The organism is Vreelandella alkaliphila (assembly GCF_016107625.1).
GTDB classification, from domain to species: Bacteria; Pseudomonadota; Gammaproteobacteria; order Pseudomonadales; family Halomonadaceae; genus Vreelandella; species Vreelandella alkaliphila.
The window spans coordinates 388,617-404,451 of sequence record NZ_JABASV010000002.1; the positions used below are offsets into that span (position 1 = coordinate 388,617).

The following is a 15,835-nucleotide window of genomic DNA, read 5'->3' on the forward strand; positions in this document are numbered from 1 at the left end:
CAGCACGTTAAGCCGTATTCAAGACTCTACTTAAGCAAAATCTTAAAAAAGTACGTATAGCAGGTGAATTAACTGTCACGATTTGTTTACAGTTTGTCAGAAAAATACAACGGCAAGACACCACTCTTCGGCATTTTTTTCTGGGTGTAACGATTACTTTACAGTTTTATGCCGCTTCCGCGGGTAGCGCCTCGCCGAATGCGATTTAACCCCATTCCTGCCCTATGGCTATCTCCATAGACTCTTTATAGATTGCTCTTTATGACTGATTGACCGCAGTTGGTTGGCTTTTATAGGCAGTTAATCGCTCTTAAGTAGCTGTTCTAGCTGCTCATAATAAATAGCCTAAAAAACAATATAAATTTATAAGGTTTCCCAATGACAACGACAAATACGCCCCCCAAAACGCTGTGGCTGGGCCGCTGGGGGTTTGTGCTGGCAGCCACTGGCTCTGCAGTGGGCCTGGGTAATATCTGGAAGTTTCCTTACATCACTGGCGAGTTCGGGGGTGGCGCTTTTGTGCTGGTCTATTTGGCCTGCATATTGGCAGTAGGTGTTCCTATCATGATGGCTGAAATCAGCTTTGGGCGTCGCGGTAGGGGTAGCCCGATTGATGCTATCCGTCGAGTGGTACATGAGTCAGGGCGCGGCAGTTTCTGGTCGATCTTCGGCTGGATGGCCATGCTGTGTGGTTTCATGATTCTGTCGTTCTACGTGGTCGTCGCTGGCTGGTCATTTTCCTATCTGTGGAAAATGCTGAGCGGCGGACTGGCCGGTAATAGCGTCGATGATATGGCAGCAATTTTTGCCGCTAATAATGCCAACCCTTTCACGTTAGGCGCCTGGAGCACGCTAGTGACGGTGCTAACCATGTTCATCGTCGGTAAGGGCGTACAAGCAGGTATTGAAAAGAGTGTCAGTTGGATGATGCCAGGCATGGTGATCATGCTGGGCATACTGATTGGCTACGGTGCTTTTTCTGGTGGCTTTGCCGAAGCTTGGTCTTTTCTGTTTTCTTTCAATGCCGAAGGGTTAAGCAGTGAAGGGCTCTTAGCGGCACTGGGGCATGCCTTCTTTACCTTGTCGCTCGCGTCTGGTGCCATTCTTACCTACGGCTCTTACCTGCCAGAAGGGCACTCCATTGCGCGCACGACATTCAGTGTGGCCATTGCTGATACCGTTGTCGCGCTGATGGCAGGCTTGGCTATTTTCCCGATTATTTTCGCTAACGGAATGAATCCCGGCCAAGGGCCAGGGTTGATCTTTATGAGCTTGCCCCTGGCCTTCCAAGCAATGCCGTTTGGTACGTTGTTTGGCGTCCTGTTCTTTGTGATGCTGTCGATGGCCGCGCTTACGTCGTCGATTTCAATGATCGAAGCGACAGTGGCCTGGCTAGTTGCAAGCAAAGGGATGACGCGCAAACGGGCATCCTGGGGTGTGGGCATCGTGCTGTGGTTGGTAAGCACCTTGGCAATGCTGTCTTTCAATATGGGCGCGGATTGGACGGTGGCAGGCCGCACTTTCTTCGATTGGCTGGATTACCTGACCTCCCGTTGGATGATGCCATTAGGCGGTTTAGGTACGGCACTGATGGCAGGCTTCCTGCTGCGTACTGAGCTATTTAGAGAGGAGCTAGGGCTCTCCCGTACCCAACACACGCTGTGGCTGTTTATGGTGCGTTACGTCAGCCCGTTAGGTATCGTGTTAATTTTCATCGATGCGCTGGGCCTTGCCACCCTTCAAGTAGGCACTCAGTGGCCGTGGCTGCTAGCCCTGCTGGTGGTTATTACCGTGGTGGGAGAGTTAGCTAGCCCACGACTGCGGCATCAGGCTTCCTGAAGCAACTCATTAGAATAAGACATTAAGAAGAGTCATCAAAGCGCTCTCATCGATAGTCGATGGGAGCGCTTTGCATTAGCGTGCCGCTAAGGCATCAAAGGCATTGGCGTTAGGGCATAAGCGGCGGCACTCATCAAGCTCGGCACTTGCTCGCATTGCTTTCCAACAATCGCCAACGGCTGCGCAAGCGTTGCAGGTGTCACGCAGTGTACGATAGTCGGCATGCTTCATCAGAACATTCCCATGAAGCTCACTCTCTTTAAGACCGAAGCGCTGCATCATAACTGGCATTAAGGTTTTGGCTGGGCTGAAATGAGCGGGTTGGCCTGCTGCTAGCTGCCTTGCCACTGCCTGCTCAAAGCGTGGCTCTAGCGGTCTTTCCAGGTCGTTGATAAGTGCATCATAGCTAGCGCCTGCTTGCTGGTTTATGTTGCGGGCTAACGTCGCGGTTGATGCTGTATAGCAGCGCTCTGTGAGGCGGCTCCACCAAGAGGTGGTATCTGTATGCTGGGCAGTATCCATGGTCATTCTCCCTCGGCGGTTCTTGATGATGACATCAGTATCAACCGACGAGAGATAAACTATCTTGACGCGGATCAAGTTGGTTTCAAGTGAAACAGAGATGCGGAAGGAGGGAGTGGAGGGAAGTGATAGAAAAGTAGCTGCTTATAGGGCGTCATCAGAATGTGAGTGCTGCTCTCGCCGCCTATTATACGGCCGCGGCGAGAGCATCTAATCAAGCGGCTCAGTGACTAACAACACTCGCTTCGATACGCTCTTCGGCCGCTGCATTGACTAACTGCTCATGAAAGAAGGCAAGTGCGGCAGGCGCGTCAACACCACGACTCTTTATCGACTCACTCCAGGCATCTTGTAAGTTGCTTGCAACGCCCCTCAGGTAATCGATGTCTTGTTCCGATGCTTGGGTAAAGGTGGCGCCATTCTCTTCACCAAATTCAACGCCGCGCTGGTCGGAAATATCCATCATGTAGCCAAACAAGCGTGAAAGCCGCTCACCCGATACGCTTTCAATCGCCGCGCGGTCTTCGTCCGACACTTGGTCCCAGAACATCGGGTTCATAACAATCGCAAAGCTGCCGCGATAGAAACCGCCGTCTACGGTAAGGGTGTGCGGGGCAACTTCAGCCACGCGGAAGCTGCGCAAGCTCTCAAGCGTTAGCATCGCGCCGTCAACAACGCCCTGGGAGGCCGCTTCGTAGGTGCCTGTGGGCGGAATGGAGACACCGGTTACCGACATTGCCTCGGCTAAGCCACTCATCACTCCGCCGCCCACGCGCAGCCGTTTGCCAGCAAGCTCATCAATGGAGCTTATTTGGTCACGGGTAAATATTTGCCCTGGCCCATGTACGCCCATCGCAACGACATCAACACCACGGTGCTCATTGGCTTGCTGCAAATACTCTTGGTGGGTATGCCAATAGGCCGCAGAGGCATCTTCTGAAGAGAACTCCTCAAAGGTAGGGAATTCAGGTAGCTGCGTGGCTAGAAAACGTCCCGCCATATGGGCGTGAAAAATCCAACTGGCGTCTGCAATACCATCAGCAACGATTTCCATTTGTGCGGGAGGAGGCCCCATATCGTGTACCACTTCTACCGTGACACGGTCATCAGTGGCTTCTTCAATCCACGCCTTCCAGGTCGGCCAAACAATGGTATTAATTCCGTGATTCGGCCCACCCCACGTGCTAACGGTGATCGTTGCCTGGGCAAATGAAGACATGCTGAACGCCATGCTGGAAAGCGCGATAGCACCCACGAGTAAGCGAGCTGGTTGTTTCATGCGGAAACTCCAAAACGACGTTATTAACGTCTGTGTTGTTATTGGTAACGCCTAACACCGAGCAAGTAGCGCCTTCTCAGGAGGCGTAAATCACAAAGCTTACCTTGCCTCTAGATAGTTTCAATAGCAACTAATTTAAAGTTGGTTGAGTTGATACTTAAGTCTTAATTTTGAAGTTTTGGAGGTTCGTTCTAGCGGGCAGTAAGGCTTGGTGGTCTCAATCGGCTGATTCAACGAATCGGGATAGCGGTCTCTTCTTTGATATTACGTAGCACGAAATTAGAGCTAACCTGGGAAATACCATCCAAGGTGAAGAGTTTTTCATTCAGAAAACGGTCATAAGCCGCCATGTCTTCGATCACTACCCGCAATACGAAATCGGCGTTGCCGGTGGTGGCATAGCACTGCAGCACTTCTGGATATTGCAGAATGCGATTTTCGAACTCGACGGTATTGTCGATGTGGTGGCGAACTAGCGTCACCATGACCAGTGCTGATAGTGGCTGGCCCACTAGGCTGGGTTCCACCAACGCTGCAAAGCGGCGGATAACGCCACTCTCCTCCAGGGCTTTTACGCGTCGCCAACAGGCAGCGGGGGAGAGCCCGATCTGTTCGGCGAGTTCATTGTTGGTAATACGCCCCTGTTGCTGAAGCAGGGTAAGAATGCGCTGATCATGCCTGTCTAAGGTGATTTCTTTGGTTGCTTCTTTCATGGTGTCATTTCATTTATTTGTGGTTTGTTGAATATCATTGCGTCAAAACTAAAAAAATGAAAGTAATGATTAATAACCAGGCGTTTGAAGAGCTAATTAGCAAGCACCTTTAGTGCGCTCTTGGCTAGACTCAGATGTATTACAACCATAACTCTTCAACCGTACTGGTGAACTCTCATGACAACCCCCTCAATTGCTGAGCAGGCGGGTTCTATTACCCAGCCTCTCGAGATCGCACTCGATAATTATCAGCTGGCCGACCGCTATAGCCGAGGCGAAGGCCGTATTTTTCTTACTGGCACCCAAGCCTTGGTACGCATCGCCTTACGTCAGGCGGAGCTTGATCGCCACAATGGCCGCCAGACGGCAGGACTTATCAGTGGCTATCGTGGCTCGCCCTTAGGCGGTGTGGACCAAGAAATTTGGCGGGCGAAAGCCGCTATGGAAGCGCATCACATCGATTTTGTCCCTGCGATCAACGAAGACCTGGCCGCTACCATGATGCTGGGTTGCCAACAGGTAGAGACAGATCCTGAGCGGCAAGTCGAAGGCGTCTTCGGCATGTGGTATGGCAAAGGGCCAGGTGTTGACCGCGCGGGCGACGCGTTAAAGCACGGTAATGCCTACGGTAGCTCACCGACGGGTGGTGTGCTGGTGGTCGCGGGCGATGATCATGGGTGTGTATCGTCCTCCATGCCACACCAGTCGGATGTCGCCTTTATGGCCTGGTTTATGCCGGTCGTAAGCCCTGCCTCATTGGCGGAATATGAACGCTTTGGGCTATGGGGCTATGCACTTTCACGCTTCTCTGGTTGCTGGGTGGGGTTCAAAGCCGTTTCCGAAACCGTAGAAAGTGGCGCATCGGTGGACGTGCCACCTTTGCCGGAATATGTCACGCCGGATTTCGAAATGCCGGAAGGCGGGCTGCACTACCGCTGGCCTGACCTGCCGGGGCCGCAGCTTGAGACCCGCCTTGAGCACAAGCTGGCCGCCGTTCAGGCGTTTGCCACCGCTAACCCGATTGATCAGTATTTATTTCGCCAAGAACAGGCGACATTTGGGCTGGTTACCACAGGCAAGGGCCACCTGGATTTACTTGAGGCGCTGCGTTTGTTGGGGCTGGATGAAGCGAAGCTGCGTGAATTGGGGGTGGAAATATACAAAGTTGGGATGGTGTGGCCGCTCCATCGCCCCGGCATTCTTGAGTTTATTCATGGCAAGCGCGAAGTGCTGGTCATTGAAGAGAAGCGCGGCATTATTGAAAGTCAGCTTAAAGAGTACATGTCCGAACCCGATCACCCTGGCGAGGTGATCGTGACCGGCAAGCAGGATGAAACTGGCAAGCCCTTGATTCCCTTTGTTGGGGAGCTGGGCCCGCGTCTCTTGGCAGGCTTTGTCGCCGAGCGTCTCGCGCGCTTTTTCAAGATTGATTTTAGCGACAAACTGGCAACCGTTGACGCTTGCCAAGCCGGCGTTAAGGAGCTTGGTGGTGTGCGCCGCATGCCGTATTTCTGCTCCGGTTGCCCACACAATAGCTCGACCAAGGTGCCGGAGGGCAGTAAAGCCTTAGCGGGGATCGGTTGCCACTTTATGGCCTCGTGGATGGGCCGCAACACCGAATCGTTAATTCAGATGGGCGGCGAAGGCGTTAACTGGGTGGGCAAGAGCCGCTTTACCGGCAACGGTCATATTTTCCAGAACTTAGGCGAAGGCACCTGGTTTCACTCGGGCTCAATGGCGGTGCGCCAGGCAGTGGCTGCCAACGTCAATATTACCTATAAAATCCTGTTTAACGACGCGGTTGCCATGACGGGCGGTCAACCCGTGGATGGGCAAATCAACGTGCCGATGATCGCCCGGCAATCGCTGGATGAAGGTGTTCGTCGGGTAGTGGTGGTCAGTGATGAACCCGAAAAATACCGCGGGCATGAGAAGGAGTTTCCTAAGCAGGTAACCTTCCACGGGCGCGAAGAGATGGACACGCTGCAACGTGAACTGCGCGAAATTCCTGGCTGCACCGTGTTGATTTATGACCAGGCATGCGCGGCTGAAAAACGCCGTCGGCGCAAGCGTGGTTTGATGGAAGACCCCGCCCGCCGGGTGTTCATTAACCATCATGTTTGCGAAGGTTGTGGTGATTGTTCTGTACAGTCCAACTGTTTATCGGTGGTGCCACGTGAGACCGAACTAGGCCGCAAGCGCAAAATCGATCAGTCGTCCTGCAACAAGGATATGTCCTGCGTCAGTGGCTTTTGCCCCAGTTTTGTCACTGTTGAAGGCGGCGGGCTGCGTAAAGGCCAAGGCGTCACCGCAGATAATGTCTTTTGGCAACGCATAGCGCATTTGCCTAACCCCTCCATTGCTACTTTGACGGCCCCTTATGACTTGCTGGTGGGAGGCGTTGGCGGCACGGGCGTGGTGACCGTTGGGCAACTGATCACCATGGCAGCACACCTGGAAGGCAAGGGCAGCAGCGTGCTCGACTTTATGGGGTTTGCGCAAAAAGGCGGGGCAGTCCTTAGCTATGTGCGTCTGGCATCACAGCCTAGCGAGCTGAATCAGGTCCGTATCGAAGCCGGTCAGGCCGATGCGATGATCGCTTGCGATATGGTCGTGGCGAGTTCGCAGAAAGCACTGAATGTGCTGCAGCCGACCACGCGTATCGTGGCGAATCTGGCCGAGCTAGCCACGGCGGATTATGTCCTTTATCGCGATGCGGATATGCAGCCCAGTAAGCGCCTTAACATGTTGCGTGAAGCGGTAGGAGATGAACGCTTTGCTTCCCTGGATGCCAATCGCCTAGCCGAACAGCTGCTAGGCGATACGGTGTTTTCCAATATGATGATGCTGGGATTTGCCTGGCAGCAGGGGCTGGTGCCGCTTTCTGAACCTGCGCTGCAGCGTGCTTTGGAACTTAACGGCGTCGCTGTGGAGAAGAACCGGCAGGCATTTGCCTGGGGCCGCTTGGCAGCGGTGGAGCCCGACTACCTTCAGCAGCATTTGGACACGATGCCCCTGTCCGCGAATGCTACACTGGACGACGTGATAGCGCGTAATAGTCGCCACCTGGAGCGCTATCAGAACCGTGCCTGGGCTGAGCGTTACGTTACCCAAGTAGCGAAAGTGCGTGAGGCCGAAGCAGCACTAAACGGTGGCCAATCGTTGAGTGAAGCCGTCGCCCATCAGCTCTATCGTTTGATGGCGTATAAAGATGAGTATGAAGTGGCGCGCCTTTATACCCAGAGCGATTTTCTGGATGAGGTCAAAGCGACGTTCTCGGGAGATTACCAGCTAACCTTCCATTTGGCACCGCCGCTGCTGGGTGGTCGTAAAGATGCGCAAGGGCGTCCGGTGAAGCGCCGCTTCGGACCCTGGGTGCTGAAGGCAATGGGCGCGCTGGCCAAGATGCGCGGTTTGCGCAACACGGCGCTTGACCCTTTCCGCTTCAGCGCTGATCGTAAGCTCGACCGCGCTTTATTGGCTGGCTACGAGCAGTTGATTGATGAGTTAGTGGCCCGTCTTGATGGTACGAATCACGCCACGGCCTTAGCGCTTGCTAAGCTGCCGGAAGAGATTCGTGGTTTCGGGCCAGTCCGCGAAACTGCCGCTGAGAAAGCCAACGAGCGCCGCGAGACGTTGTTGAAGGAACTACGTGAAGGTCGCTCGAAGACCATCGCTGTTGAAGCTGCTTAAGGCAACTCAATATAGGTAAAAAAGGCCACGCAATGCGTGGCCTTTTGCTAGGTAGCGAGACAGTGATTCAGCTACGCCTCTTTTCGGCGGCGTACCAGCAGCCAGTGGCTTAGTAAGGCGAGCAGCCCCATCAGCCCAATCGTCAAGGCCATGGTGCGCGAGCTGCCGTCGTGGAATTGCCCGACTAATCCACCTACCACAGCGGCAATCGTCATTTGCAGAAAACCAAACAAAGAAGACGCTGCGCCTGCACATTGGGGGTTGGGCGCCAGTGCACCGGCCATTGTTTGTGGCATCAAAATGCCTACTCCCAGCATGAACACCATATGCGGCCCCACCACCGCCCACGGATGATGAACGCCAACGGTGGCCAAGCCCGCCATGACGACGCCCCCAGTTGCGCAGATTACGCTCCCCAAAGTAACGAGGCGATCACGACCTAGGCGGTGGCTATAGCGGCCGCTGACCAGCGTGCCGAAGAAGAAGCCCGCGACAATCAGCGTGAACAGCACGCCATACAACGTAGGCGCGACACCCAGGTACTCGATGAGGACAAAAGATGAGCCAGAAAGGTACGCGAATAGCCCGGAGAACGCGGCCGCATTCACCAAGGTGTAGCCGATAAAGGCACGCTGAGTCAGTAGTAAGCGGAAGTTAGCCAGTACTGTTTTCGGGTGGATCGATTGCCGTCGCTCCTTCGCCAACGGCTCGGGTAGCATAAATATCAGCACCGCCAGCATCACTGCCGCGTAGAGCGCCAGCACCACGAACACCGATTCCCAGCCAAAAAACAGCAGTAACCCTGCACCCACCACAGGGGCCAGAGCAGGGGCGAGGGCCATCGTGCTTGCCATATAGGAGAGAATGCGCCCAGCCTCGATAGGGCCATGAATATCACGCACCGATGCCCGTGCTAATACCGGCCCAGCAGCACCGCCGAAGGCCTGTAGGAAGCGGCCTACCAGCAACCACTCGACGCTCGGCGCCCAGGCACACAGTAGGCTCGCAGCGAGAAACAGCGATAAGCCCGCGATCATCACCGGGCGGCGGCCAAAGCGATCAGAGATTGGCCCGCACACTAGTTGGGCCAGAGCGAATCCAGCCATATAGAGGCTAAGGGTCAGCTGTATTCGGTCTGGGCCAGTATTCAGCGCTTCTGCCATAGCGGGCATGGCTGGCAAATACATATCCGTCGCCAGCGGGCCGAGTGCAGTCACCGCGGCCAGTGCCACTACGGTGGCGGTAGAGGGCAGCTTTAGCACCCCTTAACTCCTTTTGGTTGGATGTGATGCCCCTTCGGACACGAGTCGGGCGCCTTCCCGAGTGGAAAGACGCCCGCTTATGTTAGCCTGCTTAGTATAGCTTAATAGTATCGCTTTATTGGGCTTGGCTTCAGCTTAGTTGGCGTCAGGCTGTGCTCCGGGGGCGGCTTTTTCGAAGGCTGGCAGCGAACGACAATTGGCAGCGATACGCTGGATCGTCGGGTAGGCTGACAAATCGCACTCGAAGCGCTCTGCGTTATACACCTGTGGAATCAGGCAGATATCCGCAAGCGTTGGGGTGTCGCCATGGCAAAAGTCGCCGCTGCTGGGGTCAGTAGAGAGCGTCGCTTCCAGGGCTGCGAAGCCCTCGGTAATCCAGTGGCGATACCAGGCTAACTTGGCCGCCTCATCCACCCCCAGTTCACTGACGAGATACTTGAGCACCCGCAGGTTGTTGAGTGGGTGAATCTCGCAAGCCACCGACAGGGCAAGCGCACGAACCCTTGCGCGCGCTAAGGCATCAGCCGGTAGCAGCGAAGGCTTGGGGTGTACCTCATCGAGATACTCGCAGATCGCCAGCGACTGGTTAACTACTGAGCTATCGTCCAGTACCAGGCTAGGCACCATCCCCTGAGGGTTGCGAGTTAGGTGCTCGCCACCCCGCTGCTCGCCTTTCACCAAATTGACCGGAACCTGATCGTAGTCCAGGCCTTTCAGGTTTAAGGCGATCCGCACCCGGTAAGCAGCCGACGAGCGGAAATAGCCGTAGAGCGTCGTCATGTTGCCTTCCTTATGTTGTCTTTCTCATATTGCTTTTATTTGGACTGGTACTTTACGACTTGCTGATCGATGGTACCAAATACGTTGTTACCATCGCGGTCAAACATCTCGATGCGTACCCGGTCGCCAAAGCGCATAAAGGGAGTTTTCACCTGGCCGTACAGTATCTGCTCGACCATACGTACTTCGGCCAAGCAGCTATAGCCGACGCCGCCGTCAGCCACTGGCTTTCCAGGGCCGCCGTGGGGGTCTGGGTTGGAAACCGTGCCAGAGCCAATCACAGCGCCCGCGCCGAGGTAGCGGGTTTTAGCTGCATGGGCAACCAACTGTGGGAAGCTGAAAATCATATCTGGCCCGGCTTCTGGCTCGCCAAACTTCTCGTCATTCAGGTGCACGGTCAGCGGCAGGTGCACTTTGCCTTCTTGCCAAGCATCGCCTAATTCATCTGGGGTCACCGCGATGGGCGAAAAAGCAGAGGCAGGCTTGGCTTGGAAAAAGCCGAAGCCCTTCGCCAGTTCGCCTGGAATCAGGCCGCGCAGGCTGACATCGTTAACCAGCATTATTAGTTTAATGTGCTTGGCGGCTTCCTCGGGGGTGACAGCCATCGGCACGTCATCGGTAATGACCGCAATCTCACCTTCAAAGTCGATGCCATGCTCTTCACTCACCGCCTCGATATCTTCGGTGGGCGCCAGGAAGCAGTCGCTACCGCCCTGGTACATAAGCGGATCGGTCCAGAAGGTTTCGGGCATCTCGGCATTACGCGCCTGACGTACCAGCTGGACATGGTTCAGATAGGCGGAGCCGTCGGCCCACTGATAGGCACGCGGTAACGGGGAGTGCAGGGCACGCTGGTCAAGCTCAAAGGCACCTTCGACATCACCACTATTCAGTTGTGCGTAGCGTTCTTCGAGTTGAGGGCTAACGGCTTCCCAGCTTTCAAGGGCCGCCTGAAGCGTGGGAGCAATATCAACAGCGCTCACCGCGCGTGAGAGGTCACGGGAGACGATGATAAGTTCGCCGTCGCGGCCTTTGTTAAGTGTTGCAAGTTTCATGGGCATTCAATCCTTGTCGTCAGGGGGCGATAAGTTTTAGGGCTGGTTTGGGTTGAAGTGCGAACGCAGCGTTGACCAAACATCCACATAGTCACGTTGGCGGAAGTCAGCATCCAGAGCCGCAGGGGTTGGGTGGAAGAAGTAGCGGCTTTCAAACATGAAGGCCAGCGTATCCCCCAGGAACTGTGGCTTCAGCTCAGCGTTGGAAGCTTTCTCAAATGTTTCAGCATCCGGGCCGTGTGGTGACATAGAGTTGTGCAGACTGGCACCGCCCGGAGTGAAGCCTTCCGCTTTCGCATCGTATTCGCCATGAATAAGCCCCATAAACTCGCTCATCAGGTTGCGATGGAACCAGGGCGGCCTGAAGGTGTTCTCGGCAACCATCCAGCGCGGCGGGAAGATCACAAAATCAAGATTGGCCATTCCCGGCGTATCGGAGGGTGACGTTAATACGGTGAAGATTGACGGATCCGGATGGTCGAAGCTCACCGTATTAATGGTGTTAAAGTTGGCGAGATTATATTTATACGGCGCGCAGTTACCGTGCCAAGCCACTACATCTAACGGCGAATGGTTAAGCTTTGTTTCCCAGAAACGGCCAGAGAACTTAGCGACTAAACGGTAATCACCTTCCAGGTCTTCATAAGCTGCCACCGGGCTTTGGAAGTCACGCGGGTTGGCTAAACCGTTAGCCCCGATGGGGCCGAGGCCGGGCAGTTCTAGAGGGCTGCCGTAGTTCTCACAAATATACCCCCGCGCAGCGTCAACACCCTGTGCTTTACGCACTTGGAACTTCACACCGCGAGGAATAACGGCAATCTCACCGTTATCGATCTCGAGTTCACCAAACTCGGTGCGTAGACGAATAGCCCCCATCTGCGGAACGAAGAGCAGTTCCCCGTCAGCGTTGTAGAAAAACCGCTCGGTCATGTCTTTATTGAATGTATAGACATGTACGCCCACGCCAGCTTGGGTTCCCGCATCCCCGTTGACTGCAATGGTAAACAAGCCATCGATAAAATCAGTCGGTGCATCCGGTATCGAAACGGGATCCCAGCGCATTTGGTTAGGGTCCGCTGCGGGCTTGTCTAGCGGGGCTGTGTGTACGTTGTTATTTTCCAGTGGCTGATACGCGCTCTGAACAACCGAAGGGCGAATGCGGTAAAGCCAGCTACGAAAGTTTTGATGCCGGGGCGCAGTGAATGCTGAACCAGTGAGTTGTTCTGCGTATAAGCCGTAAGCGCACTTTTGCGGTGAGTTTTGCCCAATCGGCAGTGCACCCGGCAGCGCTTCGCTTGAAAAGTGATTATGAAAGCCATTTTGATACTTCAATTGTTCAGTCATTGTTAAGACCCGCTTTGTTTGAACGTTACTTAAATAAAGCTATCTTTTTATAGACCTATCTTTTTATAGATCTAAGACGCGGCGATTAATCGCCATCACCAACCGCATGAGAAATCGCTTCTTCAAGCACGGTTTGGTCGCCGATATGATTAGCCAGTAACAGGATCAGGCGCGCATTGATGCGCTCGCTCTCTGCCTCGCTGCGGTCGCGATGTAGCGCGGTGAGCGCAGCGTAAAAGGCGTCCGGATCAGTGAAATTGGGGTTCAGTTCAAGCCTTTGCATGGCAACTTTCCTGGAAAGTAGTGTCAGCGGCACCCGCAAGATAAACGCCCAACGCGCGGTATAATGCGTCTTCAACCTGGTGGGCAGTGATAGCGTGCCAGCGAGCAGCAATGTGCTGGTCAGGACGGATAAGGTATCCACCACCAGCTTTCAGGCCGTAGCGTTGCGTCACTAACCCTTCAACATCATCCACGACGGTAGTGCGCGGTAACGTGCTAAGCACATGTGGCGTGGGGCCAACGATCACTAGGTTTACATCAAGGCAGCGGTCTAGCAGGACACCCAGGTCTTTGAATAATGTGGCGGCATGCTCATCCTCAACGCGGCCGTCAAGCAGTAACGTAAAGTCATTACCAAACTGATTGAGTAGCCAGGCGTTCTGTTCGCTCAATCGAATAGGCGCGTCTTTGGTTGGGCTGCCAGGGCGCACCTCGCTTGGGCCACCATCAGCATCGGGCGTATTAAGCGGTGAGCTGTCATAGCGACACGGCATGGAAAGGCGGCCGCTGTTGACTAGGCTGCGTGCGAAGGCATGTTTCTCCGCCAGTTCCAACGTCACATCGCGGAATACTTGGCTGATATGGCTCTTTGGGGTAATAAAGTCAGTGGCACGGGTAGAGTTAAGCAGGTTTTCTGCCGCGCCGTGCTGGCGCTCGGTGTTATACGTGGACAATAGTACTTTCGGCGCCTGGGCTTTGAGAACGCGCGCCAGTTTCCAGGCTAAGTTTTCCACCCCCTGCAGGGCGCCGTTGGCACCTCTGGCACCAAAGGGGGATACCTGATGAGCGGCGTCGCCCATAAATATCACGCTGTGATGAATGAAGTTATCCATCTTACGGCAGCGGAAGGTGTAGACACTGGCCCACTCAAGCTCAAACTCCACATCCTGGCCAAGCATTGCTTGCACGCGTGGGCGAATGTTCTCTTCTTTCTTTTCTTCTTCCGGGTCAGCGTCCCAGCCTAGCTGGAAGTCGATACGCCACACATTGTCTGGTTCTTTGTGCAGCAGCACCGATTGGTTGGGATGGAAGGGCGGATCAAACCAGAACCAGCGCTCTGTCGGGAAGTCAGCCTTCATCACCACATCAGCGATCAGGAAGCGGTCTTGAAATACTTGGCCTTTGCACTCAAGGCCGAGCATGTCGCGGATGCGACTGTTGGCACCATCCGAGACAAGCAGATAGTCACAGGTCAGCGAGTAATCACCATCCTGAGTCGAGACTGTGAGGGCGGTGCTGTCAGGCTGAGCATCGACATCAATGACCTTATGTTTCCAGCGAAGATCAATTTGCTTAGCAAAGTCGTGGGCGCGGTTGACCAGAAACTCTTCAAAGTAATACTGCTGCAAGTTGATAAAGGCGGGAATGCGGTGGCCATCTTCTGGCAGCAGGTTGAAGTCATAGACCTCACGATCCTGAAAGAAAACGCGGCCATGTTGCCAAGTGACGCCTTTTTCAAGCATCGGCTCGACGCACCCTAAGCGGTCAATAATTTCCAGTGATCGCTTGGCAAAACATAGCGCTCGCGACCCCACGCTAACGGTGTTGTTATCGTCCAGGACAATTGAGTGAATGCCCTGCTTAGCCAAATCGATGGCGGCAGCGAGGCCGCTAGGTCCGGCACCGACAATCACCACTGGGTAATGGCGAACGTCTTGAACATCAAGTTCAGACGGGCGTCGGTAAGGATAGACAGGATTTTTATAGGTTGTTGGCATCTATTGCTCCCCTACAGCGTCGGGTGCATTACACCCGACAGCTGGGCATGATCAGTGGGTGTCTCTAGTAAGCACTTACTGATTTTCGACGGCGTCCTGCAGGGAGTGCCACATAGCGGTATCGCGCTCTGCTGTCCAGATACGTGGATCAGGGTATTCGCCACCTGCTTCGTCATAGCAGCGAGTGATATCGAAAGGCACACAGTGATCGAAGATGACCCAGTGGCCATACTTCGGTTTCAGAACCGCGTAGGTCTCTGCGTAGCACTCGGAGAGTGATTTACCCGCCGCCTTACCGGCTTTGACGCTTCCATACATATCATTCAAGAAGTCGCGGGTGCCTTGAATGGCTTCCTGGCACTGTTCGGCAGTTTGCAGCGCATCGCCACGGCCGGGAACGAGCTTCTGGGGCTGCATGGCCTGTAAGCGATCAAGTGTTGTAGGCCAGTCCTCATGGTAAGCATCGCCGGTGTATGGGGTAGCGCCATACTCAACGAGGTCACCGGCAAACATCACTTTTTCTTTCGGTAACCAGACGATGGTGTCGCCCTTGGTGTGTCCGCGGCCCAGGTGGATGATCTGTACCTCGCGCTCACCCATGAAGACGGTCAGTTTTTCCTGGAAGACAGTAGTTGGCCAGGTTAAACCAGGGACAGAATCGACCCCTTTGAACAGGCGCGGGAAGCGGCCGACTTCTGATTCATAGTCTTGCTGGCCACGCTCGACAATTAGGTCATAGGTATTCTGGCTTGCGTAGATATTCTCAGCGTTATATGCAGAAGCCCCAAGTACACGCACCGCATGGTAGTGGCTCATGACCACATGCTTAATCGGTAGGTCAGTTACCTCGCGGATACGGCGGATAACGTCCTGGGCCATGATGGGGGTTGCCTGGGTGTCGATGACCATTACGCTGTCATCGCCAATCACTATGCCCGTATTGGGGTCACCTTCGGCCGTGTAAGCATAGAGCCCCTCTGCCAGCTTGGTGAAACTGATCTGTTTCTCTTCGGTATCGGCATGGGACGCGAATTTCTTACTCATGGTATCTCCGGTGCTAACAGGGTGGTTCAGGTGTTTATTGGAATGTTGTATGTTAGGAGGATAGTTTCTAATGAAACTAAATGTCCAGTACTCCATAGGCGGACCAGGCGTCCTTATGCATGAATTAGACAATAACTCTCAATAAATCAGACGACTATTGCAAACTAATACCTAAGTATAATAATTAAAATCGGTAAATTAGTTGCATGAGAGAGTATCTGTCGGCACTGTTTTGGCTTATTCTGACAGGGCTAGACCTGAGCGTTGGCAACCTAACGCTGATGACATTTTTGTTTGATAAAGG

General features: G+C 54.2%; 12 protein-coding genes. 2 read left to right on the forward strand and 10 right to left on the reverse strand.

Annotated features, from left to right (window positions below; all coding sequences use genetic code 11):
* Positions 1-378: 378 nt before the first annotated feature.
* A complete protein-coding gene (locus JFC11_RS04985; protein ID WP_038479146.1) occupies positions 379-1,839 on the forward strand; it encodes a sodium-dependent transporter in 1,461 nt (486 codons plus the stop codon).
* Between the two features lie 75 nt (positions 1,840-1,914).
* Here JFC11_RS04985 and JFC11_RS04990 read toward each other — a convergent pair whose 3' ends face one another.
* The 3 genes from JFC11_RS04990 to JFC11_RS05000 form a co-directional block, all read right to left on the reverse strand.
* The gene (locus JFC11_RS04990) at positions 1,915-2,361 is read right to left on the reverse strand and encodes a DUF6455 family protein (protein WP_038479143.1); all 447 of its coding nucleotides are present in this window, start codon (positions 2,359-2,361) and stop codon (positions 1,915-1,917) included.
* 223 nt (positions 2,362-2,584) lie between these two features.
* Positions 2,585-3,640 carry a TRAP transporter substrate-binding protein gene (locus JFC11_RS04995; RefSeq protein ID WP_038479140.1) on the reverse strand — a complete coding sequence of 352 codons (1,056 nt, stop codon included), beginning with the start codon at positions 3,638-3,640 and terminating at the stop codon, positions 2,585-2,587.
* A gap of 230 nt (positions 3,641-3,870) precedes the next feature.
* Positions 3,871-4,353, reverse strand: coding sequence for an Lrp/AsnC family transcriptional regulator (locus tag JFC11_RS05000; RefSeq protein ID WP_038479138.1), 483 nt, complete (start codon positions 4,351-4,353; stop codon positions 3,871-3,873).
* Positions 4,354-4,530: 177 nt separating this feature from the next.
* On the opposite strand from JFC11_RS05000, the gene JFC11_RS05005 reads away from it, so the two are divergent.
* Positions 4,531-8,046 carry an indolepyruvate ferredoxin oxidoreductase family protein gene (locus JFC11_RS05005; protein WP_198348874.1) on the forward strand — a complete coding sequence of 1,172 codons (3,516 nt, stop codon included), beginning with the start codon at positions 4,531-4,533 and terminating at the stop codon, positions 8,044-8,046.
* A gap of 71 nt (positions 8,047-8,117) precedes the next feature.
* Here JFC11_RS05005 and JFC11_RS05010 read toward each other — a convergent pair whose 3' ends face one another.
* The 7 genes from JFC11_RS05010 to JFC11_RS05040 all read right to left on the reverse strand — a co-directional run bounded on the left by JFC11_RS05010 (position 8,118) and on the right by JFC11_RS05040 (position 15,531).
* Entirely contained in the window at positions 8,118-9,308 is a 1,191-nt protein-coding gene (locus tag JFC11_RS05010) for a multidrug effflux MFS transporter (protein ID WP_198348875.1), read from the reverse strand.
* Positions 9,309-9,443: 135 nt separating this feature from the next.
* The gene (gene maiA / locus JFC11_RS05015; protein WP_198348876.1) at positions 9,444-10,088 is read right to left on the reverse strand and encodes a maleylacetoacetate isomerase; all 645 of its coding nucleotides are present in this window, start codon (positions 10,086-10,088) and stop codon (positions 9,444-9,446) included.
* A 35-nt stretch (positions 10,089-10,123) separates the two neighbouring features.
* Positions 10,124-11,143 (reverse strand): fumarylacetoacetate hydrolase family protein, encoded by a 1,020-nt coding sequence (locus JFC11_RS05020; protein ID WP_198348877.1) that lies wholly within the window; start codon positions 11,141-11,143, stop codon positions 10,124-10,126.
* Between the two features lie 36 nt (positions 11,144-11,179).
* The gene (hmgA, locus tag JFC11_RS05025; RefSeq protein ID WP_038479123.1) at positions 11,180-12,487 is read right to left on the reverse strand and encodes a homogentisate 1,2-dioxygenase; all 1,308 of its coding nucleotides are present in this window, start codon (positions 12,485-12,487) and stop codon (positions 11,180-11,182) included.
* A gap of 85 nt (positions 12,488-12,572) precedes the next feature.
* The gene (locus JFC11_RS05030; RefSeq protein WP_038479120.1) at positions 12,573-12,770 is read right to left on the reverse strand and encodes a DUF2783 domain-containing protein; all 198 of its coding nucleotides are present in this window, start codon (positions 12,768-12,770) and stop codon (positions 12,573-12,575) included.
* Complete coding sequence (locus JFC11_RS05035; protein WP_198348878.1) at positions 12,757-14,487, reverse strand: FAD-dependent oxidoreductase; 1,731 nt, start codon at positions 14,485-14,487, stop codon at positions 12,757-12,759. Before JFC11_RS05035 ends, JFC11_RS05030 begins: the two co-directional genes overlap by 14 nt.
* A gap of 75 nt (positions 14,488-14,562) precedes the next feature.
* Positions 14,563-15,531 (reverse strand): MBL fold metallo-hydrolase, encoded by a 969-nt coding sequence (locus tag JFC11_RS05040; RefSeq protein WP_038479115.1) that lies wholly within the window; start codon positions 15,529-15,531, stop codon positions 14,563-14,565.
* Positions 15,532-15,835: the final 304 nt, after the last annotated feature.

What these genes read in the sequence shown, in the direction of transcription:
- JFC11_RS04985 (WP_038479146.1), top strand. Translation starts at nt 379, where the DNA reads ATGACAACGACAAATACGCCCCCCAAAACGCTGTGGCTGGGCCGCTGG.
- JFC11_RS04990 (WP_038479143.1), bottom strand. Translation starts at nt 2,361, where the DNA reads ATGGATACTGCCCAGCATACAGATACCACCTCTTGGTGGAGCCGCCTC.
- JFC11_RS04995 (WP_038479140.1), bottom strand. Translation starts at nt 3,640, where the DNA reads ATGAAACAACCAGCTCGCTTACTCGTGGGTGCTATCGCGCTTTCCAGC.
- JFC11_RS05000 (WP_038479138.1), bottom strand. Translation starts at nt 4,353, where the DNA reads ATGAAAGAAGCAACCAAAGAAATCACCTTAGACAGGCATGATCAGCGC.
- JFC11_RS05005 (WP_198348874.1), top strand. Translation starts at nt 4,531, where the DNA reads ATGACAACCCCCTCAATTGCTGAGCAGGCGGGTTCTATTACCCAGCCT.
- maiA (WP_198348876.1), bottom strand. Translation starts at nt 10,088, where the DNA reads ATGACGACGCTCTACGGCTATTTCCGCTCGTCGGCTGCTTACCGGGTG.
- JFC11_RS05020 (WP_198348877.1), bottom strand. Translation starts at nt 11,143, where the DNA reads ATGAAACTTGCAACACTTAACAAAGGCCGCGACGGCGAACTTATCATC.
- hmgA (WP_038479123.1), bottom strand. Translation starts at nt 12,487, where the DNA reads ATGACTGAACAATTGAAGTATCAAAATGGCTTTCATAATCACTTTTCA.
- JFC11_RS05030 (WP_038479120.1), bottom strand. Translation starts at nt 12,770, where the DNA reads ATGCAAAGGCTTGAACTGAACCCCAATTTCACTGATCCGGACGCCTTT.
- JFC11_RS05035 (WP_198348878.1), bottom strand. Translation starts at nt 14,487, where the DNA reads ATGCCAACAACCTATAAAAATCCTGTCTATCCTTACCGACGCCCGTCT.
- JFC11_RS05040 (WP_038479115.1), bottom strand. Translation starts at nt 15,531, where the DNA reads ATGAGTAAGAAATTCGCGTCCCATGCCGATACCGAAGAGAAACAGATC.